Source organism: Burkholderia sp. 567 (assembly GCF_040545115.1).
Taxonomy (GTDB): Bacteria; Pseudomonadota; Gammaproteobacteria; order Burkholderiales; family Burkholderiaceae; genus Burkholderia; species Burkholderia ambifaria.
The window spans coordinates 153,437-176,777 of sequence record NZ_JBEPLG010000013.1 but is presented as its reverse complement, the minus strand read 5'-3'; the positions used below and the strand labels follow the sequence as shown (position 1 = coordinate 176,777).

The 23,341-nt window shown below is 69.2% G+C and carries 18 protein-coding genes; 5 read left to right on the top strand and 13 right to left on the bottom strand.

What is annotated here, in order from left to right; translation table 11 throughout:
• Positions 1-52: 52 nt before the first annotated feature.
• The 3 genes from ABIC50_RS30165 to ABIC50_RS30155 form a co-directional block, all read right to left on the bottom strand.
• Positions 53-3,625 (bottom strand): indolepyruvate ferredoxin oxidoreductase family protein, encoded by a 3,573-nt coding sequence (locus ABIC50_RS30165; RefSeq protein WP_354168517.1) that lies wholly within the window; start codon positions 3,623-3,625, stop codon positions 53-55.
• Between the two features lie 457 nt (positions 3,626-4,082).
• A complete protein-coding gene (locus ABIC50_RS30160) occupies positions 4,083-4,280 on the bottom strand; it encodes a hypothetical protein (protein ID WP_354168515.1) in 198 nt (65 codons plus the stop codon).
• 1,639 nt (positions 4,281-5,919) lie between these two features.
• The gene (locus tag ABIC50_RS30155; protein ID WP_354168514.1) at positions 5,920-6,477 is read right to left on the bottom strand and encodes a sugar O-acetyltransferase; all 558 of its coding nucleotides are present in this window, start codon (positions 6,475-6,477) and stop codon (positions 5,920-5,922) included.
• A 450-nt stretch (positions 6,478-6,927) separates the two neighbouring features.
• Here ABIC50_RS30155 and ABIC50_RS30150 point away from each other — a divergent pair, with 450 nt between their 5' ends.
• Complete coding sequence (locus tag ABIC50_RS30150; protein WP_105834766.1) at positions 6,928-7,542, top strand: glutathione S-transferase family protein; 615 nt, start codon at positions 6,928-6,930, stop codon at positions 7,540-7,542.
• 82 nt (positions 7,543-7,624) lie between these two features.
• Here the strand turns inward: ABIC50_RS30150 and ABIC50_RS30145 are convergent, their stop codons facing one another.
• Together ABIC50_RS30145 and ABIC50_RS30140 are read right to left on the bottom strand one after the other, a co-directional pair.
• Positions 7,625-8,590: an ion channel gene (locus ABIC50_RS30145; protein ID WP_105834765.1), complete on the bottom strand. Its 966-nt coding sequence runs from the start codon at positions 8,588-8,590 to the stop codon at positions 7,625-7,627.
• Between the two features lie 239 nt (positions 8,591-8,829).
• Positions 8,830-9,849, bottom strand: a complete 1,020-nt coding sequence (locus ABIC50_RS30140; RefSeq protein ID WP_354168512.1) for a sulfate ABC transporter substrate-binding protein — start codon at positions 9,847-9,849, stop codon at positions 8,830-8,832.
• Positions 9,850-10,301: 452 nt separating this feature from the next.
• Between ABIC50_RS30140 and dapA the strand changes: the two genes are divergently transcribed.
• A complete protein-coding gene (dapA, locus tag ABIC50_RS30135; RefSeq protein ID WP_354168510.1) occupies positions 10,302-11,195 on the top strand; it encodes a 4-hydroxy-tetrahydrodipicolinate synthase in 894 nt (297 codons plus the stop codon).
• Between the two features lie 52 nt (positions 11,196-11,247).
• On the opposite strand, the gene ABIC50_RS30130 is transcribed toward dapA, so the two are convergent.
• From ABIC50_RS30130 to ABIC50_RS30120, 3 genes are all read right to left on the bottom strand, one after another.
• Positions 11,248-11,628, bottom strand: a complete 381-nt coding sequence (locus tag ABIC50_RS30130; RefSeq protein ID WP_354168508.1) for a type II toxin-antitoxin system VapC family toxin — start codon at positions 11,626-11,628, stop codon at positions 11,248-11,250.
• Positions 11,628-11,837 carry a hypothetical protein gene (locus tag ABIC50_RS30125; RefSeq protein ID WP_105834761.1) on the bottom strand — a complete coding sequence of 70 codons (210 nt, stop codon included), beginning with the start codon at positions 11,835-11,837 and terminating at the stop codon, positions 11,628-11,630. Before ABIC50_RS30125 ends, ABIC50_RS30130 begins: the two co-directional genes overlap by 1 nt.
• A 114-nt stretch (positions 11,838-11,951) precedes the next feature.
• Positions 11,952-12,998, bottom strand: coding sequence for a LysR substrate-binding domain-containing protein (locus ABIC50_RS30120; RefSeq protein ID WP_354168506.1), 1,047 nt, complete (start codon positions 12,996-12,998; stop codon positions 11,952-11,954).
• Positions 12,999-13,106: 108 nt separating this feature from the next.
• Between ABIC50_RS30120 and ABIC50_RS30115 the strand changes: the two genes are divergently transcribed.
• On the top strand, positions 13,107-14,378 hold the full coding sequence (locus ABIC50_RS30115; protein WP_354168504.1) for an MFS transporter: 1,272 nt from the start codon (positions 13,107-13,109) through the stop codon (positions 14,376-14,378).
• Positions 14,379-14,421: 43 nt separating this feature from the next.
• Here the strand turns inward: ABIC50_RS30115 and ABIC50_RS30110 are convergent, their stop codons facing one another.
• Together ABIC50_RS30110 and ABIC50_RS30105 are read right to left on the bottom strand one after the other, a co-directional pair.
• Positions 14,422-16,623 (bottom strand): TonB-dependent receptor, encoded by a 2,202-nt coding sequence (locus tag ABIC50_RS30110; RefSeq protein WP_354168503.1) that lies wholly within the window; start codon positions 16,621-16,623, stop codon positions 14,422-14,424.
• A gap of 168 nt (positions 16,624-16,791) precedes the next feature.
• Positions 16,792-17,430, bottom strand: a complete 639-nt coding sequence (locus ABIC50_RS30105) for a glutathione S-transferase family protein (RefSeq protein ID WP_354168501.1) — start codon at positions 17,428-17,430, stop codon at positions 16,792-16,794.
• Positions 17,431-17,543: 113 nt separating this feature from the next.
• On the opposite strand from ABIC50_RS30105, the gene ABIC50_RS30100 reads away from it, so the two are divergent.
• The gene (locus ABIC50_RS30100; RefSeq protein WP_354168499.1) at positions 17,544-18,464 is read left to right on the top strand and encodes a LysR substrate-binding domain-containing protein; all 921 of its coding nucleotides are present in this window, start codon (positions 17,544-17,546) and stop codon (positions 18,462-18,464) included.
• A gap of 5 nt (positions 18,465-18,469) precedes the next feature.
• Here ABIC50_RS30100 and ABIC50_RS30095 read toward each other — a convergent pair whose 3' ends face one another.
• The 3 genes from ABIC50_RS30095 to ABIC50_RS30085 are packed head-to-tail and all read right to left on the bottom strand — an operon-like array spanning position 18,470 to position 22,467.
• Complete coding sequence (locus ABIC50_RS30095) at positions 18,470-20,695, bottom strand: xanthine dehydrogenase family protein molybdopterin-binding subunit (protein ID WP_354168497.1); 2,226 nt, start codon at positions 20,693-20,695, stop codon at positions 18,470-18,472.
• Positions 20,692-21,693 (bottom strand): FAD binding domain-containing protein, encoded by a 1,002-nt coding sequence (locus tag ABIC50_RS30090; RefSeq protein WP_354168495.1) that lies wholly within the window; start codon positions 21,691-21,693, stop codon positions 20,692-20,694. The genes ABIC50_RS30095 and ABIC50_RS30090 overlap by 4 nt, the downstream gene beginning before the upstream one ends.
• An 18-nt stretch (positions 21,694-21,711) precedes the next feature.
• Positions 21,712-22,467, bottom strand: coding sequence for a (2Fe-2S)-binding protein (locus ABIC50_RS30085; protein WP_354168493.1), 756 nt, complete (start codon positions 22,465-22,467; stop codon positions 21,712-21,714).
• A 557-nt stretch (positions 22,468-23,024) separates the two neighbouring features.
• On the opposite strand from ABIC50_RS30085, the gene ABIC50_RS30080 reads away from it, so the two are divergent.
• On the top strand, positions 23,025-23,309 hold the full coding sequence (locus tag ABIC50_RS30080) for a hypothetical protein (protein ID WP_354168491.1): 285 nt from the start codon (positions 23,025-23,027) through the stop codon (positions 23,307-23,309).
• Positions 23,310-23,341 lie beyond the last annotated feature (32 nt).

The window sequence follows — 23,341 nt, the reverse complement described above, 5'->3', positions numbered from 1 at the left end:
GGCGCGTCGTTCCCCGTTCCCCCGCAGCGATTCCCCGCGCCGCGCGTTCGCGTTACTTCGCGACGACGACCGGAATGCCCTTCAGCATCCCCGCGCCCTTCATCTCGTCGAGCGCGTGCTGCACGGCCGCGCTCGTCGCCGCGTCGATGCCGAGCTGCAGCGCGAGCTCGCGCTCCGCACGCTTCACGCCGGCCAGATTGCGCACCTTCACGTGACCGAAGCCGCGCACGCGGGCGTGCAGGTCGGCCAGCTGCGCGACCTGCGCGGCATTGCCGGCGGTCAGCGCGGCGAGCGCGCGCGTGAGCGTCGTCTCGTAGTCGTCCGCGAGCGCGCGCTCCATCCTGCGCTCGGCCGTGCGGCCGAACGGATCGAGCCACGTGCCGCGCAGGCTGCGCACGCGGGCCAGCATGCCGAACACCGGCCACATCCACTGGCCGAACACGCGCTTCTTCGGCGCGCTGCCGTCGCGTCCCGCCTTCGCGACCGTCGGCGGCGCCAGGTTGAACTTCACGCGATAGTCCTGCCCCGGCACGCCTTCGAACTGCGCTTCGAGCGCCGTGCGGAATGCGCCGTCCGCATACAGCCGCGCGACCTCGTATTCGTCCTTCACCGCGAGCAGCCGATAGAACGTCGTCGCGACCGCACGCGTCACCGCATCGTCGCCCTTCGCGCGCGCCGCATTCACCAGCGCACGGTAGCGCTCGACGTAATGCGCGCCGCCGTATGCGTCGAGGCGCGCTTCGCGATCGGCGATCAGTTCGGCGAGCGTCTCCGGCGCGGCCTGCGTGGCCACCGTGTGACGCGCGTTCCACAGTGCATCGAGGCCCGCCGCATCGCCGGCCGCCATCCGGCCGATCGAGAACGCGAGCTTGTTCATCGGCACCGCGACGTTGTTCAGTTCGATCGCGCGCATCATCGCGGCGAGCGACACCGGCACGAGGCCGAGCTGCCACGCGTAGCCGAGCATCAGGATGTTCGCGCCGATCGAGTCGCCCAGGAATTTCGCGGCGAGCGCCTGCGCGTCGCAGCTCGACAGGTAGCCGTCGCCGGCCGCGTGATGCATCTTCTCGAGCAGCGCATCCGCGTGCAGGTTCGCGTCGGGATCCTGCACGAACGACGCGTTCGGAATCCGGTGCGTGTTGACGACGATCCGCGAACGCTCGTGGCGCACCGTCTGCAGCGCCTCGGCACTCGCGCCGACGACCATGTCGCACGCGAGCAGCACGTCGGCCTGCTGCGTGTCGATGCGCACCTGGTTCAGCCACTGGTCGCTCGACGCGATCCGCACGAACGACAGCACCGAGCCGCCCTTCTGCGCGAAGCCCATGAAGTCGAGCACCGATGCGCTCTTGCCCTCGAGATGCGCGGCCATGCTGATCAGCGCGCCGACCGTCACGACGCCCGTGCCGCCCACGCCCGTCACGAGCATGTCGAACGGCGCCGCGTCGAGATGCGTCGCCGGCACCGGCAGCGCGTCGACGCGCGCGGCGAGCGCCGCTTCGTCGAACGCCGCGCCCGCGGCCTTCTTCAGCGCCGCGCCTTCGACCGTCACGAAGCTCGGGCAGAAGCCGTTCACGCACGAGTAGTCCTTGTTGCACGACGACTGGTCGATGCGGCGCTTGCGGCCGAGCGGCGTCTCGAGCGGCTCGACCGACAGGCAGTTCGACTGCACGCCGCAGTCGCCGCAGCCTTCGCACACCGCGTCGTTGATGAACAGGCGCTTGTCCGGGTCGGGGAACTCGCCCTTCTTGCGACGGCGACGCTTCTCGGCCGCACAGGTCTGGTCGTAGATCAGCACGGTGACGCCCGGCGTCTCGCGCAGCTCGCGCTGCACGGTGTCGAGCTCGCTGCGGTGATGGAACGTCGTGCCGGCCGGGAACTGCCCGTGATGGCCGTCGTACTTCTCCGGTTCGTCGGACACCACGACGAAGCGCGACACGCCCTCCGCCTCGACCTGCCGCGCGATCTGCGGCACCGAGATGCTGCCGTCGACCGGCTGGCCGCCCGTCATCGCGACCGCGTCGTTGTAGAGGATCTTGTAGGTGATGTTCGCCTTCGCGGCGACCGCCTGGCGGATCGCGAGGATGCCCGAGTGGAAGTAGGTGCCGTCGCCGAGGTTCTGGAACACGTGCTTCGTGTTGGTGAACATCGCGTGCGCGGCCCAGTCGACGCCCTCGCCGCCCATCTGGATCAGGCCCGTCGTGTCGCGCTCCATCCACGACGCCATGAAATGGCAGCCGATGCCGGCCTGCGCGATCGAGCCTTCCGGCACCTTCGTCGACGTGTTGTGCGGGCAGCCCGAGCAGAAGTACGGCGTGCGCTTCACCGCGTCCGCTTCGTTGGACAGGATCCGCGGCGCGACGAGATCGACGACGCGTTCGCGGCGATCGAGCGCCGGCTTGTGGCGCGCGAGCCATTCGGCGAACACCGGCAGGATCCGCGACGGCCGCAGCTCGCCGAGTTCGGACAACAGGCAGGCACCCTGCGCATCGTGCTTGCCGAGCACGCGCGGGCGGGCGCCGTCCGCGCGGTTGTACAGGTAGTCCTTGATCTGCTGCTCGATGACGGGGCCCTTCTCCTCGATCACCAGCACTTCGGCGAGCCCGTCGACGAAGGTCTCGATGCGCGTCATCTCGAGCGGATACGACAGGCCGACCTTGTAGATCCGCACGCCGGCCGCGTCGAGGTCGGCCACCGTCAGGTCGAGACGGCGCAGCGCCTCCATCAGGTCGAGGTGCGCCTTGCCGCAGGTGACGATGCCGACGTTCGCCTGCGCGCTCGGGGCGATCCACTTGTCGATGCTGTTGGTACGCGCGAAGTGGCGCACCGCGTCGAGCTTCGCGGCGAGGCGCGCCTCGATCGTGAGGCTCGGCAGGTCGGGCCAGCGGTTGTGCAGGCCGCCCGCCGGCGGAGTGAAGCCTGCCGGCGCCGGCCATTGCGTCTGCAGCGCGTCGAGATCGACGGTCGAGCCGGACTCGACCGTCTCCGAGATCGCCTTGAAACCGACCCATGCGCCCGAATAGCGCGACAGCGCCCAGCCGTACAGGCCGAACTCGAGCATGTCGGCGATGTTCGACGGGTTCACGACCGGCATGTGCCACGCGATCATCGCGAAGTCGCTCTGGTGCGGCATCGACGACGACACGCAGCCATGGTCGTCGCCCGCCACCACCAGCACGCCGCCGTGCGGCGACGAACCGTACGCGTTGCCGTGCTTGAGCGCGTCGCCGGCGCGGTCGACGCCGGGGCCCTTGCCGTACCACATCGCGTACACGCCATCGACGGTGCGCTCCGGGTCGGCCTCGACGCGCTGCGTGCCGAGCACCGCGGTGCCGCCGAGTTCCTCGTTGATCGCGGGCAGAAAGCGCACGCCGCTGCCGTCGAGCAGTTTCTGCGCCTTCCACAGCTGCTGGTCGACCATCCCGAGCGGCGAGCCACGGTAGCCGCTGACGAAGCCGGCCGTGTTGAGTCCCTGCGCGACGTCGGACGCGCGCTGCATCAGCAACAGGCGGACCAGCGCCTGCGTGCCGGTGAGGAAGATCCGGCCGCGCGTGGCGGTCAGGTTGTCGGTCAGACGATAGTCGGATAGAGCGGGCGTACCGTCGACAGGCAGGCGGGCGGTCATGGGGGATGTCTCCTGATTGTGCTGTTCTGGGCCGCGCACCGGGGCGTCGGGCGACGCCGGCCGGAGGCGGCTGGATGGCTCTATTTTTTCGCGGGGACGCGAGAAAGTTTTTTCTCATCTTGCTCGGCAGGTGCAGAAGTGAGAAAAACTGCGCAGGTTTTGGGCGGGAATTGAGAGAGTTTTCGCGCGGGGTGGTGGGGGGCGGGTGGGGGCGGTCGGGGTGGGTGGGCGCTTGCGTCGAAATGGTGGGGGACGAGCGGGACGCGGGGCGCGGGCGCGACGGCGAGCGCTCGCGGCCCGTGCGACAAGGGTTTGGGCGCGAAACGGCCGCGCGCTCACCGATGGAATGCACAGCGTTCGGATTGGTTGCGGGCGCTGGATGTCCACAACGCCGGGGGGTTGCCGGCCGAGTTGGTGATCGCGCTCACCGTTCGGTCGCACAGGGTTTCGAGTCGCGTCAGGTGCCGGATGTCCACACCTCGATCGGTCCGCCGCTCATGTGGATGCCAATGCTCACCGTCGAAATCCACAGCGCGACGAGTCGATGCCGGCAGGAGATATCCACACCGCCGCATCCCTGCTTCGCCGCTGCGACGTTCGTCCTCACCTTTCGGATGCACAGGGTCGTGAGTCGATTCGGCGGCAGGATATCCACATCTCCGTCCGGCCTTGGTGCGTGCGGTTGCGCGGTCGAACGGCGCGCCAATCCGGGTGTGGATATCGCCGCCCGCGGACACTCCGAACCCTGTGAATTTCGACAGTGAGCATCGGCAGAGCTCGAACAACGGTGCCGATTCGAGTGTGGACAGCTCGCTCCGCAACGACTCCAAACGCTGTGAATTTCGACGGTGAGCCTCGGCAGCGCTCGAACAACGGTGCCGATTCGGGTGTGGACAGCCCGCTTCGCGACGACTCGAAACACTGTGAATTTCGATGGTGAGGGACGGCACGCGCTCGAACGAGGGTGTCGATTCGGGTGCGGACAGCTCGTTCCGCGACGACTCGCAACACTGTGAATTCCATTGGTGAGCGGCGGCGCGACGATCGAACGAGGGCGCCGATTCGGGTGTGGACAGCCCAACCCGGGACCAGTCGAGACGCTGTGAAATTCAACGGTGAGCGTGGCCATTCTGTCGCGCGAAGGCGCCGCTTCGGCGCGAATAGCCGCGCTCGCAACCACTCTGCGCACCGTGGATCCGGATTCGCGCAGACACGGCAGAGCCGCATGCACGCGCCCTCACCGCTTAAATACACAGGACGTCGACGGGCTTCCGCGGCCAGCTATCCACATCGCGGCGCATAGACGCGAACGGCACGCGCGATCCCGAGTGCGGTTAGAATGCGCGACCCTCGAAACCGTGTCGACGATCGGAAACGGGCACGCGGCTCGATCTGCCGCCGACGCTCACCATTGAAATACACAGCGCTTCGAGTGAATTCGGCTGCGAGATATCCGCACCGTGATACGGGTCCGGATCTATCACCAATCCGCGCGTGCCGTTAGAATGCGCGGCGCCCCCGAATCTCGCGCGACACCCACGCGACTCGCGGAGGTCCTCACCGGGCAAGCCTCGCGCGCGATCGGTCACCGACGCCCACCATCGAAATACACAGCGCTTCGAGTGAATTCGGCTGCGAGATATCCACACCGTGATACGGGTCCGGATCTATCGCCAATCCGCCCGTGCCGTTAGAATGCGCGGCGCCCCGAATTCTCGCGCGACACCCGCGCGATGCCTCGAAATCCGCACCAGGCAAGCCTCACGCTCATCGGCCGCCGACGCTCACCATTGAAATACACAGTGCTTCGAGTGAATTTGGGTGCGAGATATCCACACCGCGATACGCGTCCGGATCTATCGCCGATCCGCGCGTGCCGTTAGAATGCGCGGCGCATCGAATTCTCGCGCGACACCCGCTCGACTCCCGGAAGCCCGCACCAGGCAAGCCTCACCCGCAATCGGTCGCCGATGCTCACCCTTCGAAAGCACAGCATTTTTCGTCGTTCGGGGCCGCGGTTGTCCACACCCTGCGTCACGCTCACCGATGCAAATCACAGCGTGCCGAGTGATTTGAAGGCGGGATATCCACAACCGACGCCGCGCAGGGATGTGCGGCCCGCGCATCGGCAACGTCGGCTCATGCACCTGCCCGCAGTCGGTGTCGAGTGCCGGGAAGCCCCGCCGATTCTGCCTCTGGCTACACACTCACCTTTCGTATCCACAGCGTTTCGAGTGGCCGGAAGGGCCGGTTGTCCACATGCGCGCCGCCGCGGGACAGTCCCGCAGGCGCCGTCACTCGGCAATCGAGCGAATGATCCGCGCCGGGTTTCCGCCGACCAGCGTATTCGGCGGAACGTCGCGCGTCACGACGGAACCCGCGCCGACGACCGAATTCTCGCCGACCGTCACACCGCCGATGATCGTCGCGCCTGCGCCAATCCACACGTTGTTTCCGATCACGATCGGCCGCGCGACGACGAAGTCGCGCCGGCGGGACGGCTCGACCGGATGGCCCGACGTGATGAGGCTGACGTTCGGCCCGACCATCACGTCGTCGCCGATGTCGAGGCCGCCGAGGTCATAGAACGTGCAGTTCTGGTTGACGAACACGTTGCGGCCGATTCGTGTGTCGCCACCGCCTGTCGCGTAGAACGGCGGGATCAGCATGAAGCCGTCGTCCAGCGGCTTGCCGATCAGTTCTCCGAACAAGGTGCGGACTTCGGGCGCGTCATCGAACGTCAGACGGTTGAGCCGGGCGACGATTGCCATCGTTCGCGCAAGCTCGGCACGCATCGCGGCCGATTCCGGCGTGCGCCGGGGAATGATCGTGGTGCGATCGTGGTTCGCCATTCGTTGCTGTTCTCCGTGTGCGATCGAATCGGCATGCGGTGCAGGCGATTCCGTGGTCGTGAATTCCAGGATTCGGGCGATCCGCGCCAGATGACCCGGTTTCCGCGTTTCATTGTCCGTCGACGACCATCGTCCGGGTCTCATGCGCCGGTGCGCAGACGCGGCCCAAAGGTCGCCATAACCCTGTAGTCGCGCTCGTTTCCAGCCAAGCAATCTTTCGTCAATTCATAACTAGTTAATTTATGACTAGTTAAATTATGAACTACCGCCGCATGGGGCTCTGCGGGAATTTCTCCGCCCCATTCCCAACCCATCGAACCCGCGCGCCACGCCGTCCGCCACCGAGCCATCATCCGCCGCGCGCACCGCTCGCCCCTGTCCGAACCTCTCCCGCTCGGGTACGCTTGAGCATCCCCCGAACCGACACGCACATCCAAAAGCGGAGGCGCGATGAAGCTCTACTACTGGCCCAAAACCCGGGCATTCCGGGCGCTGTGGATGCTGGAGGAAATCGGCGCCGTCTACGAGCTCGTGCCGATCGACCTGCGTTCGCACGAGCAGGGCAGCGACGCGTTCGTCCAGGTCAATCCGATGGCCAAGCTGCCCGCGCTCGACGACGGCAGCGAGCCGTTCGCCGAATCGGGCGCGGTGCTGCTCTATCTCGCCGATCGCTGCCCGGGCGCCGGGCTCGGCATCGCGCCCGACGATCCGCTGCGCGGCCGCTTCCTGCAGTGGATGTTCTTCACACCCACCTGCCTCGAACCGGCGATGGCCGAGAAATTCACCGGCGCGTCGGGCAATCCGGTCGCGTTCGGCTGGGGCAACATCACGCGGGTGCAACGCGCGCTCGCGCAAACGCTCGCCCACAGCCGCTGGCTCGTCGGCGACCGCTTCACCGCGGCCGACCTGCTGCTCGCCAGCACGCTGAAGATCGCGTTCGACGCGCACCTGCTGCCGCACGAAGGCGTGCTCGGCGACTACGTCACGCGCGCCGAGGACCGCGACGGCCATCGCCGCGCGATGGCGGTCGAACAACGCGAAGCGTCACGTCTGCTGCATCCGTGACGCGTGCGCGGCGCGCGGTCGGTGGCGGCGGTTGCGGCGGCCGCATCCGCGCACCGGCGCCCGTTAGCGCCGGTCGCCAACGTCATGCAGCGGGCCCGGACGCCTGCGCCGCCGGGCCGCTCTCGATCACACCCGGCGAACCGCGTTCGTCGCTCTCGGCGTCGACCGGCACGACCTCGTGAAAATGCGTGTAGTCGATATGCGTGATGCCGTCTTCGTCATGCATCAGGTCGACATAGCGGTGACGCCAGCGGATGTCCGCATGCGTCCATGAGTAGCGCGCCTGCATGACCTGCGCGGTCGTCTCGTCCGAGCCCTCGATCGTGATCAGCAGCGTCGCGTCGCGCGCGGCGAGCGATTCGGCCGTCTCGCCGAACAGCGGGCTCGTTTCGTCGATCACGTGCATCAGGTTCCAGCCGAGCAGGAAGATCGGATGCTCGCTGCGCACGAGCGGCAGGTCGTGGATCTTGCGCAGCGTATAACCCTCGTGCGTCCCCTCGACGCGCATCAGCCGCAGCTTGGCCTGCGCTTCGGCGATCACGTTCTGGCGCGCATTCGCGGCACGCACCATCAGCGTCATCCGCCCGTTCAGCGGGCGCACGATCGCCAGCCGCGCGAACAGGATCTTCGCCTGCGGCCGCGAAAACCGCGCGAACACGAGCCCGGTCGCCAGCGCGATGCCCGACATCCCGATGAAGATCTCGAAGGTCGAGACCACGTGCGCGTAGACGGTCTGCGGATGCATGTCGCCGTAGCCGACCGTCGCGAGCGTCTCGACGCTGAAGAAGAACGCGCCGACGAAGCCGGCCGGCGACTGGTTCGCGATCGCGTCGTGGCCAAGCAGGTAGAGCGCCGCGAAGCCGCCGTTGAGCAGCAGGAACAGTATCGCGAGCGACAGGAAGAATACGGGCCAGCTCACCGTCAGCGCACGGTGATAGAGGTCGCGCCAGCCAAGCGGCGGCATCCCGTATGCGACAACGGGGCGGGTACCCGACCAGAGCTTGCGGCCACGGCCGCGGGAAGCTGGGGAGGACGAATCGACGTTCATCGCGCGAGGCCGGAAGCAAGAAGGCGATGAGCGTAGCACGCGGGGCGGCGGCGGGGAATGCGCGCAGCGATGCGGGGCGGCGTTGCGCGTGCGGCGCGAGCGATGCGTAGCGGCCTTGCGCGTGCGGCGCGAGCGATGCGCAGCGGCCTTGCGCGTGCCGGCGCGAAAAAAAGCCGGCCGCATCGGCGGCCGGCTGCGCGGTCATCCTGCCGGCACGCGCGCGGCGTCCGGCGTGCCGCCTACTTGCGGTCGACAATCACGCGATCGAACGTGCCGCCGTCGGCGAAGTGGGTTTTCTGCGCATTCGCCCAGCTGCCGAAAACCTGCTCGACGCTGAACGTCTTCAGCGGCTTGAACTCGACCGCATGCTTCTTCAGCACGTTCGCGTCGCGCGGGCGCAGATGGTGCTGCGCGATGATCTCCTGCGCCTGCGGCGTGTACAGATAGTCGAGATACGCCTGCGCGATCTTGCGCGTGCCCTTCTTGTCGGCGACCTTGTCGACGACGGCGACGGGCGGCTCCGCGAGGATGCTCGCCGACGGGTACACGGCGTCGAATTCCGCCCCCGACGCGCCCGTGTCCATCAGCGCGACTTCGTTCTCGAACGTGACGAGCACGTCGCCGATGCCGCGCTGCGTGAAGGTCGTCGTCGCGCCGCGGCCGCCCGAGTCGAGCACCGGCACGTTGCGGAAGATCGCCTTCTCGAAGTCGAGCGCCTGCTGGTCGGTCGCGCCCTTCTGCTTCTGGTAGCCCCACGCGGCGAGATACGCGTAGCGGCCGTTGCCGGACGTCTTCGGGTTCGCGATGACCACCTGTACGCCCGGCTTCGCGAGATCGCTCCAGTCCCTGATCGCCTTCGGGTTGCCCTTGCGCACGAGGAACACCATCGTCGTCGAGTACGGCGAGCTGCTGTCGGGGAAGCGCGCACGCCAGTCCTTCGGCAGCAACTGGCCGCGCTCGGCGAGCAGGTCGATGTCGTTCGGCTGGTTCATCGTCACGACATCGGCCTGCAGCCCCTGCAGTACCGACAGCGCCTGCGCGCTCGACGCGCCGTGCGACTGCTTGATCGTCACGGTTTCGCCGGTCTGCTGCTTGTACGCGGCGGCGAAGCCCGAGTTGATGTCCTTGTACAGTTCGCGCGTCACGTCGTACGACACGTTCAGGATCGACGTGTCCGCATGCGCGGCCGTTGCCGCCACGACCAGCGCCGCCGCGGTGCCCGTGTGCAGCCAGCGACCGATCCCCTTGATGCTTGCCATCGTGATATGCCCCGTTCCAGTGGTGTTGAAGGTGCGTGACGGCACGCGTGCGCGCTGTCATCGAAACGTAAGCGGGCATTCTAGCGGCCAGGCGTCGCGCGCCTTCCAATCTGTCGTGGAAAGCAAATCTCGAATTCTGCTAACCGGCGCATGCACGCTCGCGTGCGCGCCGGCTCCGATGTTAAGATCGCCGCTCAGCCCTTTTCACGGTTCATCCATGTCCGCTGCCCTGCGCTCGTCGTCGATCCTTGCCGCCATCGCGGCAGGTGCGCGCGCGGCCGGGCTGAAACTGAAAAAACGACTCCTCGACTGACGGGGACGTCGCGTCCCGTCAGGCGAATGCCGGACGGGATGCCCGCAGGTCGTTTCTTTTTCCTTGCTCGCACGCCTCGCTCCGGCACCTCGCCGGCGGAACGGTTCCTTCCCACTCCGTTTCCACCATGAGGCTTTGCATGCACACACGTTTCGAAGGTATCTGGCTGCCCATCATCACGCCGTTCCATGACGGCGAGGTCGACCACGGCGCGCTCGCGCGACTCGCGCGCCACTATGCGGCGGCCGGTATCGCGGGTTTCGTCGCGGGCGCGACGACCGGTGAAGGCGTGCTGCTCGACGCGCGCGAACAGGACGCCGTGTTCGCGACGCTGCGCGACGCGGTGCCCGATCTGCCGGTCGTCGTCGGGCTCACCGCGAGCGCGACGCACTTCGCGGCCGCCCGCGCACGCGAGCTCGCCGCGCTGCGGCCCGACGGGCTGCTCGTCACGCCGCCCGTCTACGTTCGGCCGACGCAGGACGGCATCCGCCGCCACGTGGAAGCGATCGTCGACGCGGCCGACCTGCCCGTCCTCGTCTACAACATCCCGTACCGCACCGGCGTAAACGTCGAACTCGAGACGCTGCAGGCGCTCGCGCGCGACCCACGCGTCGCGGGCATCAAGGAGTGCGGCGGCACGCTCGACCGGATGAGCCGGCTCGTGCACGACACGCCGCTCGCGATCCTTTCCGGCGACGACAACCAGAACTTCGCCGCGCTGTGCGCCGGCGCGCATGGCGCGATCGCGAGCAGCGCGCATGTACTGCCCGAGTGGCACGTGCGCATCCATGCGCTACTGCGCGACGGCCGGCTCGCCGACGCGCGCGAGCTGTCGGTCGCGCTGCAGCCGCTGGTCGCGGCGCTGTTCGCGGAGCCGAATCCGGCCCCCGTGAAGGCGGTGCTGGCCGCGCAGGGGTGGTGCGAGGACGGGTTGCGGCTGCCGTTCGTGCCGGCGAGCGACGGGATGCGGGACAGGCTGGCCGAAATTCTCGCCACGCTCGGGGCAATCGCGCCGGACAGCGCCGTCGCATAGGCCGCGGCGCGACGCGCGGGGCGGACGATGGGCGAATTTTCGCCAGATTGTTTCAAACCGTCAGAACGACAGACAGGCCGTACCGCGCAAGCTGGGCGTCGGCCGTGACGAGTTGCAGCGGTTCATGCCGAGCCTGCGCGACGAGCAAGCGATCGAATGGGTCGCGATGGTGGTGCGGTAAATCACGCACCGCCGCCCCATGCACGGCGCGAACCGGCAGTTCGCGCACTCCGCTCGTACTGATTGAGTCGATCAATCTGCCCACGTCGATGTCGAGTTTCCCGAGGCCAGCCTTGATGGCGGCCTCCCAGATACTCGCGCTGCTGACGAAGCGCTCATCCGCACCCGCGATCAGCTTGCGCGCCCGCGCGCTAAGCTTTGGGTCGTTGGTCACGATCCACAAGAAGATGTGCGTATCGAGCAACAGGCGCATCAGCGTCCCTCGAACGCATCCAGCAGATACGCCGGCAACGGTGCGTCGAAATCATCCGCGATCCACGCCTGACCTTGTAGAACGCCGAAGCGAATGGGCAACTTTGCCGACCCGACTGAATCGACGTGAGTATCGTCAGCCGGGCTCGATACGTCGCCTTGCTGCGATGGACCGATCGCAATGCCGTTAGGCAGGTTCGCGTCTTGCATGATGACCTCCGTTTCAGGTGTCCATCACTGTAGTCCCGTTCGCCTGATCGCTCCATTCGGCCGATCGGCAGAGGCGTGCCGACGCATACCGAGCCGCGGCTCCGGTACGTTCCGTTACACCGCAAGCATCGCCACCTCAGCCTGCGTCGCGTCCCGCACCGCCTGCGTGACGATCCGCGCGAGCCGCTCGACGGTCGGGGTCGCCGACGACGTGCGCCGCAGCAGCATCAGCGGCAGGCTCGGCAGTTCGGGCAGCCCGAACGACGCCGCGTCGAGCACGCGCACCGACGCGGGCAGCCCATAATGCGAGCGCACCGTCAGCCCGAGGCCGGCTGACGCCGCGGCCCACAGCCCGGCCAGGCTCGGCGTCGTGAACGCGACGCGCCACGGCACGCCCGCGCGGTCGAGCGCGTCGGTCGCCGCGCCGAAGAACCGGCACGGCCGGTCGAACACAACGAGCGGCAGCGGCTCGCCCGACGCGCGCATCACACGCAGGCTCGCATCGCCGTCGTCAGCCGCATCCGCCGGGCCGCCACCGTCCGGCACGCCGAAACCTGCGGCCCCGACCGCCGCGATCCACTGCATCGGCACCTGCGCGATCGCGTCGCTGTCGATGCCCGCGCGCGACACGAGCGTCGCCGACGCCGGGTCGCCCCACACCAGCGCGAGATCGAGCTGGTTCGCGTCGAGCCGCTCGAGCAATTCGGCATTGCGCGCGACGCGCGCCTCGATCCTCACCTTCGGATGCGCACGCGCAAAACGCCCGAGCACGTCCGGCAGGATCGCCTCGCCGAAATCCTCCTGCAGGCCGACCCGCACCCAGCCGTCGAGATTCACGCCGCGCACCGCTGCAGCCGCTTCGTCGTTCAGTTCGATCATCCGCCGCGCATAGCGCAGCATCGCGTCGCCGGCGTCGGTCAGCGCGAGCCCGCGCCCGGCCTTCACGAACAGCGGCGTGCCGGCCTGCTCCTCGAGCTTGCGGATCTGCGCGCTCACCGCCGACGACGAACGCGCGACGCGATCGGCAGCCTTCGCGAAGCTGCCGAGATCCACGCCCGCGACCAGGCTGCGCAGCGCCGCGACGTCGAAGTTCGGCCGGGCCAGCGCGGCGTCGGGTGCCGCGACCGGCGCCGCGCCATCGGCATTGTGTTGTCCGGACATCTCAATCATCCCGTTTTATCGAACGATTCATCAAAAACTTTCCGATTTTCAGGATGAATGTAGGTCGCCACACTGGTGATGTCAATTTCCGAACGGGCTTCTGTCGCCATGGATACCTCCTGCCTCGCTTCCCCGTCCTCGCCCGCGCACGACGCGCGCGGCCCGGCCCATCGCTGGCGCGTGCTCGCGGCCGGCGTCGCCGCGAACATGAGCTTTTCCACCGCCGCGGCCGGCATTCCGACCACCGCCGTGTGGATGCGCTCGGCCTATCACCTCGACAACGGCGCGCTCGGCCTCGTGCTCGGCGCGCTCGGCTTCGGCGTCGCGCTGTCGGAGCTGCCGTGGGGAATCGCCGCCGACCGTTTCGGCGACCGTCGCGTACTGCTCACCGGCCTCGTCGCGACGGCCGCGATGCTGGCGCTGATGGTGATCACGATCGTCCCGAGCGCGCACACGGTGCCGCCGCTGATGCGCGTCGTCGCGGCGATGTGCTGCGTCGGCCTGCTCGGCGGCAGCGTGAACGGCTCGAGCGGACGCGCGGTGATGCGCTGGTTCGGCGAGCGCGAACGCGGGCTCGCGATGAGCATCCGCCAGACGGCCGTGCCGCTCGGCGGCGGCGTCGGCGCGGCGCTGCTGCCGTCGCTCGCGTCGCATGCCGGCTTCGCCGCGGTGTACGGCGCGCTGATGCTGCTGTGTGCCGGATCGGCCGCGCTGACGTGGCGCTGGCTGCACGAACCGCCCCACGCGCCGGGCGCCGCGCACGGACCCGCGGCACACCGCCCCGCCGCGCAGCAACCGCCGGCCGCGGCCGCGCGCAGCCCGCTCGCGAGCGGTCGCGTGTGGCGCATCGTGCTCGGCATCGGCGCGCTGTGTGCGCCGCAGTTCGCGGTGCTCACGTTCGCGACCGTGTTCCTGCACGATTTCGGCCGGCTCGGCCTCGCCGGCATCAGCGCGGCGATGGTCGCGCTGCAGGTCGGCGCGATGGTGATGCGCGTCTGGAGCGGGCGTCATACCGACCGGCACGGCAACCGGCGTGCGTATCTGCGCGGGTCGGTGTGCGTCGCGGCCGGATCGTTCGCGCTGCTCGCAGCCGCGACCGCCGGCAGCCCGCATGTGCCGCTCGCCGCGATCGTCGCGATTCTCGTGTTCGCCGGCATCTGCGTGTCGGCGTGGCACGGCGTCGCGTACACCGAACTCGCGACGCTCGCGGGCGCGAACCATGCGGGCACCGCGCTCGGGATGGCGAACACGATCGTCTATCTCGGGCTGTTCGCCACGCCGCTCGCGATTCCGCCGCTGCTCGCCGTCAGTTCGTGGAGCGTGGTCTGGCTCGCCGCCGCGCTGATCGCGGGCGCGACGTACCCGCTGTTTTCCCGCTAGCGGGGGCCGGCGCGCCGCCGGCTTGCCGGACCCGCACGGGCCTTCAGAACGTGTACACGGCCGACAGCATCGCCGAGCGGCCGTCGCCGAGCTCGACCGCGGACGATCGCGATTCGCTCCCCGACACCTGCCGCACGCGTTCGACATACGCACGATCGAACAGGTTGTCGACGTTCAGCTGGAAGCGCAGCCGGCGGCTCACCTCGTAGCCGGCCATCAGGCTGTGCACCCAGTACGCGCCAAGCTGGCCGTCGCCTTGCGACGTCACGTTGCGCCGGCCGACGAAGTGCGAACCGTAGCCCATCGTCCAGCCCGCCGGCAATCGATAGGTCGTCCACACGTTGAACGCGTGCCGCGGCGTGTTGCCGAGCGCCTGGCCCTCGCGGCGCGGCGTGGCCGGCGAACTGAGCGTGACGCTCGCCAGATACGTGTAGTTCGCGAACAAGTCCCAGCGCGGCGTCACCTTGCCGGCGGCACCGAGTTCGACGCCGCGCACGCGCTGGCGGCCCACGAGCGCGTAGCCGCCGTCGGCCATTCGTTCGCGCGCATTCTTCTTTTCGGTCTGGAACAGCGCGCCGTTCAGCGCGATGCCCGCGAGCCCTTCCCATTTCGCGCCGAGCTCGAAGCTCTCGTTTTTCTCGGGGGCGAGCGCGCCGGTCGCCGCGCTCACGCCGGACCCGGTGGTCACGAGAAATTCGGCGGACGGGTTGAACGACGTGCCATAGGCGAAATACGCGCGACCGTTATCGGTCGGCTTGAACACGAGGGCCGCGCGCGTGCTCAGATGACGGTCGTCGCTGTCCGCGCGCTCGGTCGGTTTGCCGGCCGGCGTACTTTCCGCCCAGCCGTCGATCCAGTCGTGCCGCAGCCCGACGTCGACGTCCCAATTACGGCCGAGCGAGATCGTGTCGAACGCGTACAGCGCCTTCACGACGAGCGCCGTGTCGTTGCGCGCGCTGTCCTGCCGCCGCGCGGGCCCTTGCCAGACGCCCGGCGGCGCGGCGAGCGCGAAACCGTCGGCCGGATAGAAGCGGTTGAGCCCGTACGAATAGGTCGTGCGGCCGTACGTTTCCCGCGAGATCTCGAAGCCGGTGACGAGCGTGTGCCCGATCCCGAGCGTCGCGAACTCGCTCGTGATGTTCGTCTGGTTCGCCCACATCGCGGTCGACGCATCGCGGCCGTAGCCCTGCGGCCCGGCCGGCTTGTAGCGCCCGGGCGGCAGCCCCTGCAGGTTCACGTGCGACGCGGAAATCACGGTGTCGCGATTCAGGTGCGCATAGCGGCTCAGGTTCTGCATCTTCAGGCTGGACGACACGTCGTGTTCGGCCTTCACGGTGAACGCGTCCGACGTGATGCGCTCGCGATCGAGATTGCGCCAGCCGAAATAGCTGTCGCGCGATACGCCGGCCAGCACCTGGCCGTTGTGCGCCGGCAGCCCGTAGTCGGGCAGGTTGTTGTCGTACTGGTGAAAATAGCCGAGCGTGACGCGCGTCGGCGTGCCGAGACCGAACGCGAGCGACGGCGCGACGCCCCAGCGCCGCTTGCGGATGTCGTCGCGGCCCGGCACTTCGTTGACGTGCGCCATCGCGTTCAGGCGGAACGCCGCCCGATCGTCGGTGCCGGGCAGCGGCCGGTTCGCGTCTAGCGTCACGCGGCGGTAACCGGACGTGCCGAGCATCGTGCCGGCTTCCGTGGACGCGCCGGCCTTCGGCGTCTTGCTGACCAGGTTCACCGTGCCGCCCGTCGTGCCCGCGCCGCCGAATACCGAGTTCGGCCCCTTGATCACTTCGACCGCCTCGATATTGAACAGGTCGCTGCGATTGTTCTGCGCGCTGTCGCGCAGGCCGTCGATCTGCATATTCGCATTCGCGCTGAAGCCGCGAATATTGAACATGTCGCCCGAACCGCCGCCGCCCTCTCCCGCGTTGAACGTGATGCCCGCGACATTCGACAGCGCCTCGCGCAGGCTCAGCGCCTGCTGTTCGTCGAGCACCACGCGCGGCACGACGGTGATCGTCTGCGGCACGTCGAGCAGCGGCGTCGCATATTTGGCGGAGCCCGAGCGGTCGACGCGCGAACCCGCGTCGCGCTCGCCGTGAACGAAGATCGGGTTCAGGTGCGGCGCGTGCCGCGGCTCGCCCTCGTCCGCGCAGGCCGGCGCGGCCGCACAGGTCATCATCGCGAATGCGACGGACGCGCTCGCGCGGCGCGGCGGCGTCGCGCGTGACTGAATACAACGGCTCATGTTCACTCCACTCCATTGTTGCGAATGATTCTCATTACAATGGAATGGGCGCGACAGGGCAATTGGACACGTCCGAACTTCGTTATCCGAACGACTCGTCGGATGACCCGTCGAACGCCTCTTTGAACGAAGCAGCCATGCCGCCAGCCGGCCAGCCGCGGCCGCGTGTCAGACCTGCTCGCGCGCCAGCGCGCGCCGCGCGGCCGGCCGCTCCGCCTCGCGCTGCGCATGCGCGGTCCACGCGGGATGCCGCGTCATGTCGAGCCCGATCGCGACACCCCAGCGATACAGCACCAGCAGGAACGGATCGACGATCGAATGACCGCCCGGCTCGGCCCACGTGCGGCCGTCGGCGAGCGCGGCTTCGATCGATTCGTTCGCGTCGTCGATCAGCCCGCGCCCGTGCGCGCTGATCGCGCCGTGCAGCGCAGGATCGCCGATGAAGCGCCCCGGCCGCCACAGCGTGCCGTAACCGACGCCGTGCACCCAGCCGACCAGCCACGCGAGCCATTCGTGGCAGCGCGCCTCGCGCAGCGGATCGTCGAGCGGCAGCAGCCGCGCGTCCGGATGACGGCGCGCGAGATACGTGAGGATCGCGGGCGTTTCGGTCAGCACGCGCGGCTCGCCCGGAATCGCGAGCACGGGCACGCGCGCCTTCGGGTTGATCGCGAGATAGCGCGCATCGAGGTTCTGCCGCTCGCGCACGGACACGATCTCGACGTCGAACGGCGCGCCGGTTTCCTCGAGCGCGATGTGGGCGGCGAGCGAACACGCGCCCGGCGAAAGGTAGAGACGATATGCGTTCATGGATGGCGTTGCCCGGTGGACTCGTTGAAAGACGGAACCGAGTGTAGGAGCGCGCGGCCGGCCGCCACAAACGATGAATTGTCGTGCTCGGGCATTAGTGCTACTAATGCGTGATGCGACGCATCCACCTTCCCCCGCTGCAGACGCTACGTGCGTTCGAAGCCGCCGTGCGGCTGCAGAGCTTCACGCGCGCGGCCGACGAACTCGCGCTCACGCAGGGCGCGGTCAGCCAGCACATCCGCGCGCTCGAAGCGCAGCTCGGCCATCCGCTGTTCACGCGCGAGCGCAACGGCGCCACGCCGACGCATGCCGCGCATGCGCTCGTGCTACAGGTGCGCCAGGGCCTGAGCGTGCTCGAACGCGCGTTCGAGCCGGCGCTCGCCGTGCGTGACCGCCCGCGCACCTGCGACGTCACGCTGAACGTGAGCGTGCTGCCGAGCGTCGCCGAGCGCTGGCTCGCGCCGCGCCTGCCGCGCTCCGCGGCCGCGCATCCGCACATCGCGATCGCGCTGCATCCGGACGCGGCGCTCGCGCCGCTGCGCAAGCGCGACCGCATCGACGTCGCGCTGCGCTACGGGCCCGGCACCTGGCCGGGCGTCGTCGCCGAGAAGCTGATGAACGAGACGGTGTTTCCGGTCGCGAGCCCCGCATACCGCAATCGCGACGGCATCGCGCCGCGCACGCCGGCCGACCTCGTACGCGCGACCCTGCTGCGCCATCCCGCGCAGCCGTGGGAACCGTGGTTCCAGGCCGCGCGCCTCGACCTCGTCGAATCCGCGCGCGCGCCGCGCTTCACCGATGCGAACGCGTTGATCGACGCGGCGCTGAAAGGACGCGGCGTCGCGCTCGCGCGCCGCTCGCTGATCGAACCCGAACTCGCGGCCGGCACGCTCGTGCGCGTGTCGACGGTGCGCGTGACCGACGTGTATGCGCACTACGTGGTGTGGCGCCCCGGCCATCCGCACGAAGCGGCGATCCGCACGTGGCTCGACTGGCTGCGCAGCGAAGTGCGGCGCAGGACGCCGCGACGCTGACGCGCTCAGGCCCGCGCCGGCATCGTCACCTTGTCGAGCGTGATCGGCAGATCGCGCACGCGCACGCCCGTCGCGTGATAGACGGCGTTGGCAATCGCGGCCGGCACGCCGGTGATCCCGATCTCGCCGATGCCACGGATGCCGAGCGGATTGAAGTGCGTGTCGCTCTCGTCGACGAAGGTCACGTCGAACTCGCCGATATCCGCATTCACCGGCACGTGATATTCGGCGAGGTTCGCATTCGTGAAGCGGCCGTGCCGCACGTCGAGATGCGAACCTTCCTCGAGCGCCGTGCCGAGCCCCCACACCATCCCGCCGAGCAGCTGGCTGCGCGCGGTCTTCGCATTGAGCACGCGGCCGACGCTGTACACGCCGACGATGCGCGGCACGCGGATCGTGCCGAGTTCGGCGTCGACGTGCACTTCCGCGAACACCGCGCCGAACGAGTGCGACGCATAGCGCGACTTCTCGTCGCCCGGCTTCGCCGTCGCCTGCGCGTCGATCGGACGGCCGCCCGCGCGCGCGATCACCGCGGCGGCCGGATCGCGCCGCGACGGGTCGCCGCGTTGCACGAGCCAGCCGTCGTCGACGGTCACGTCGTCGGCCGCCGCGCCGTGCAGCGGCGAGCCCGGATCGGCGATCGCCAGCGCGATCAGCTTCGCGCGCGCCTGCAGCGCGGCCTCGCGCACGGCCGGCGCGACGCTCGCCGCCGATTGCGAGCCGCCCGATACCGGCGCGCGCGGCAGGCTCGAATCGCCGAGCACGAAACGCACGTGTTGCGGCGCGAAGCCGAGCGCGTCGGCCGCGACCTGCGTCATCACCGTGTAGGTGCCCGTACCGATGTCCTGCGTGCCCGACGCCACTTCGGCCGTGCCGTCCGGCAGGATGCGCGCACGCGCGGCCGCCTCGCTGCGGTTCGCCGGATACGTGGCGGCCGCCATCCCGAGGCCGATCAGCGTGTCCCCGTCGCGCATCGTGCGCGGCGCGCCGGTGCGGCGCGACCAGCCGAAGCGCTGCGCGCCGACGCGGTAGCACTCGCGCAGCTTGTTGCTCGACCACGGCTTGCCGTCCTGCGGATCGACCTCGGCATAATTCGCGAGCCGCAGCGCGACCGGATCCATCCCGAGCCGCCACGCGAGTTCGTCCATCGCCGATTCGAGCGCGAACGAGCCGGGCGTCTCGCCGGGCGCGCGCATGAACGTCGGCGTGCCGACGTTCAGCGCCACGATCCGGTGCGTGGTCGCCTGGTTCGGTACCGCATACATGATGCGCGACGGCATCCCGCACATCTCCGTCCAGTCCTCGAAGGTCGACGTGGTGACGATCGAGTCATGGCGCATCGCGGTCAGCGTGCCGTCGTGGCGGGCGGCCAGCACGATGCGCTGTTCGGTGAACGGCCGCCCGCCGACCGGCCCGAACATCTGCGGCCGCGTCAGCGCGAGCCGGACCGGACGACCGACCTGCTTCGCGGCCATTGCGCACAGCGACACGTGCGACCACGACGATCCCTTGCAGCCGAAGCCGCCGCCGAGGAACGGTGAAATCACGCGGACCTGTTCCGGCGCAATGCCGAAGACCGCGGCCACCGCGGTGCTCGCGCCCGACACGCCCTGCGTCGCATCGTGCAGCGTGAGCGTCGGCCCGTCCCAGTGCGCCATCGTCGCGTGCGGCTCGATCGGGTTGTGATGCTGCATCGGCGTCGTGTAGGTCGCGTCGATGCGCACCGCGCCTTCGCGCAGGCCCGCGTCGACATCGCCGCGCTGCGTGTCCATCGCGCGGCCCTGCTGCTTCGGCGGCACGCGCGCAGCGCCCTTCTCGCGCGCGAAATCGAGCGCGGCATCGCTCGCGCGATAGCGTACGCGCACCGCATTCGCGGCGTCGGTCGCGTGCTCGAGCGTGTCGGCGACGACGACCGCGACGGGCTCGTTGCTGTAGCGCACCGCGTCGTCCTGCAGCAGCGTGAGCCGGCGCCCGGCGGGCGGCGACAGCGGCGGACGGCCGCCGTTCGGCAGCCGCATCGCATTCTCGTGCGTCATCACGAGCAGCACGCCCGGCATCGCGCGGGCGCGCGCCGTGTCGATCGACTCGATGCGTCCCGATGGAATCGTGCTGGTCACGAGCACCGCATGCGCGAGCCGCGCATCGGCAAACTCGGCCGCATAACGCGCGCCGCCCGTCACCTTGAGTTCGCCGTCGACGCGGTCGAGCGGCTGTCCCGTCAACGTGTTCATGCGGCACCTCCCGTCGCGCCGGCGGCGAGGGTCACCGCGCGCACGATCGCGCGCTGCGCGAGCGCGACCTTGAATCCGTTACCCTGGAGTGGCTGCGCATCGCGCAGCTCGAGCGCGGCCGCCTCGCGCAGCGCGGCATCGGTCGGCTCGCGCCCCGCGAGATGCCGTTCCGCGGCCGTCGCGCGCAGCGGCTTGTGCGCGACGCCGCCGAGCGCGATCCGCGCCTCCGCAATGCGCGGGCCGTCCATTCGCAACGCGGCGGCCACGGCCACCAGCGCGAACGCGTAGCTCGCGCGGTCGCGCACCTTCAGATAGTGCGCATGGTCGGCGAAGCGCGGCGGCGGCAGGTCGACCGCGGTGATCAGTTCGCCGGGCTCGAGCGTCGTGTCGAGATCGGGCCGATCGCCGGGCAGCCGGTGAAACGACGCGAACGGAATCTGCCGCGCGCCGTGCGGGCCGCTCACCTGCACGACGGCGTCGAGCGCCGCGAGCGCGACGCTCATGTCCGACGGGTTCACCGCCACGCACTGCGGGCTCGCGCCGAGTATCGCGTGCATCCGGTTGTGGCCGCCGATCGCCGCGCAGCCGCTGCCCGGCGCGCGCTTGTTGCATTGCGCGAACGCCGGATCGTAGAAATACGGGCAGCGCGTGCGCTGCATCAGGTTGCCGCCCACCGTCGCCATGTTGCGCAATTGCGCGGACGCGCCGGCGAGCAGCGCCTGCGACAGCAGCGGATAGTCGGTGCGAATGCGCGGATGGTCGGCCGCGTCGCTGTTGCGCACGAGCGCACCGATGCGCAGCCCGCCGCCGGGCAGCGCATCGACCGTGTCGAGGCCGGCGATGCGCGTGATGTCGATGAGCGCGACGGGCCGTGCGACGCCGCCCTTCATCAGGTCGAGCAGGTTCGTGCCGCCGCCGATGAACGCCGCGCCCGGCCGCTGCGCCGCGCGCACGGCAGCGGCGACGTCGGTGGCGCGTTCGTAGGAGATCGCTTCCATTGCGGTGCCCTCCGTCGGCTAACCGCGCGCCGCGTGCGCGGCGCGCACGGCGGCGACGATGTTCTGATACGCACCGCAGCGGCACAGGTTGCCGCTCATGCGTTCGCGGATCTCGTCGTCCGACAGTTGCGCCGGGCGCCGCCGCACATCGTCGGTGACGGCGCTCGCGGCCCCGGACGAGAACTCGTCGAGCAGCGCGGTCGCGGAGCAGAGCTGGCCGGACGTGCAGTAGCCGCACTGGAACGCATCGTGTTCGACGAACGCACGCTGCACGGGGCTCAGCACGCCGCCGCGCGCGAGGCCCTCGACGGTCGTGATCCGCTGGCCTTCGTGCATCACCGCGAGCGTCAGGCACGCATTGATGCGCCGCCCGTCGACGAGTACCGTGCACGCGCCGCACTGCCCGCGGTCGCAGCCCTTCTTCGTGCCCGTGAGCCCCGCATATTCGCGCAGCGCGTCGAGCAGCGTGACGCGCGGTTCGAGCTGCAGCGTGTAGGCGCGCCCGTTGATGTCGAGATGAACCGGTTGTGCCGGGACCGGATTGCGGTGCGGGGCAGCCGATGCGGACGCGGCGTGCGCGGGCTGCGGATGAACGTGCGATGCGGCGCTGACCGTCGCGGCCGCGGCCGCGGATTGCAAAAAGCGGCGCCGTGCGGCACTCGACGGCGTATCGTGCGGCAACGGCAGCGCCGCTGAATCGCCGGGCGCGGGTGTCGGCGGGCCGGCATCGCGCGCGGATTCGGCGGACGGGGAATCGGATCGATCGCTGGACATGACTTCTGCTCGCTCCATGGGGTGAATGGATGCAGATGTGCCGCCCGTGCGCGGAGGGCCGCGCGCGACGGCACGCGCATCGGCGCAGTTAGCAATTCCGGTGCCGCAGGCAAGCGCCGGTAGCACCCTCGCGCGACGCCTGCATCGACACGCGGCGCGAACGCGCGGCAAACTGGCCGCGCCGCCTTTCTTGACGCATGCATGGCACGACGCTGGCGCGTGGCTGGCCGTGCGCTGGCAAAGCGGCAAAAACGCCCGCTTTTCGGCGTGATTCGCGGCGCATCGCCCGCCCATTGCCGATCGCATTCGGCGCGGCGCGCACGCCGCAGGCATTGCAATGAGTCCGTCGTCGCATTGCACACGCGTGTAAATACGCGCGGCCTCCGCGTCCGCTGGAAAATTCCGCCATGCGAGCCTGCGATGCTTCGCGAAAGCATCCGGTCAGCTTCGCGAAAGCCTTTCGCGATCACGCCCCGGTTGCAAACGATTCACCGAATCGTCGCATCGCATGGGCATACTGGAAATCGTGTCCCGATCCGCCTGCCAGGAGAGAAGTCATGCGTCGCGTTGCCCTCGTCGTCGTTCTGTGTGCCGCCACCTTCGTCGCCGCCTGCAGCGACGACGCGCCGCACGACGCGCACACGGCCGACGGCTCGCCACCGGCCGGCGCATCGTCCGGTTCCGCGAGCGCATTCAACAGCGGTGCAGGCGCGAGCACCGCCGCATCCGATGCCGCACCGCTCGCGCCGCCCGTCGTCCACTACCCGCCCGACGATGACGACGACGCCAAGCCCGCGACGAACGCGGGCGCGTCCGGCGTCGCCGCGTCCTCATCGCACTGATCCCGCCGTTCCTGTCCCGTCCCCCGATCGCA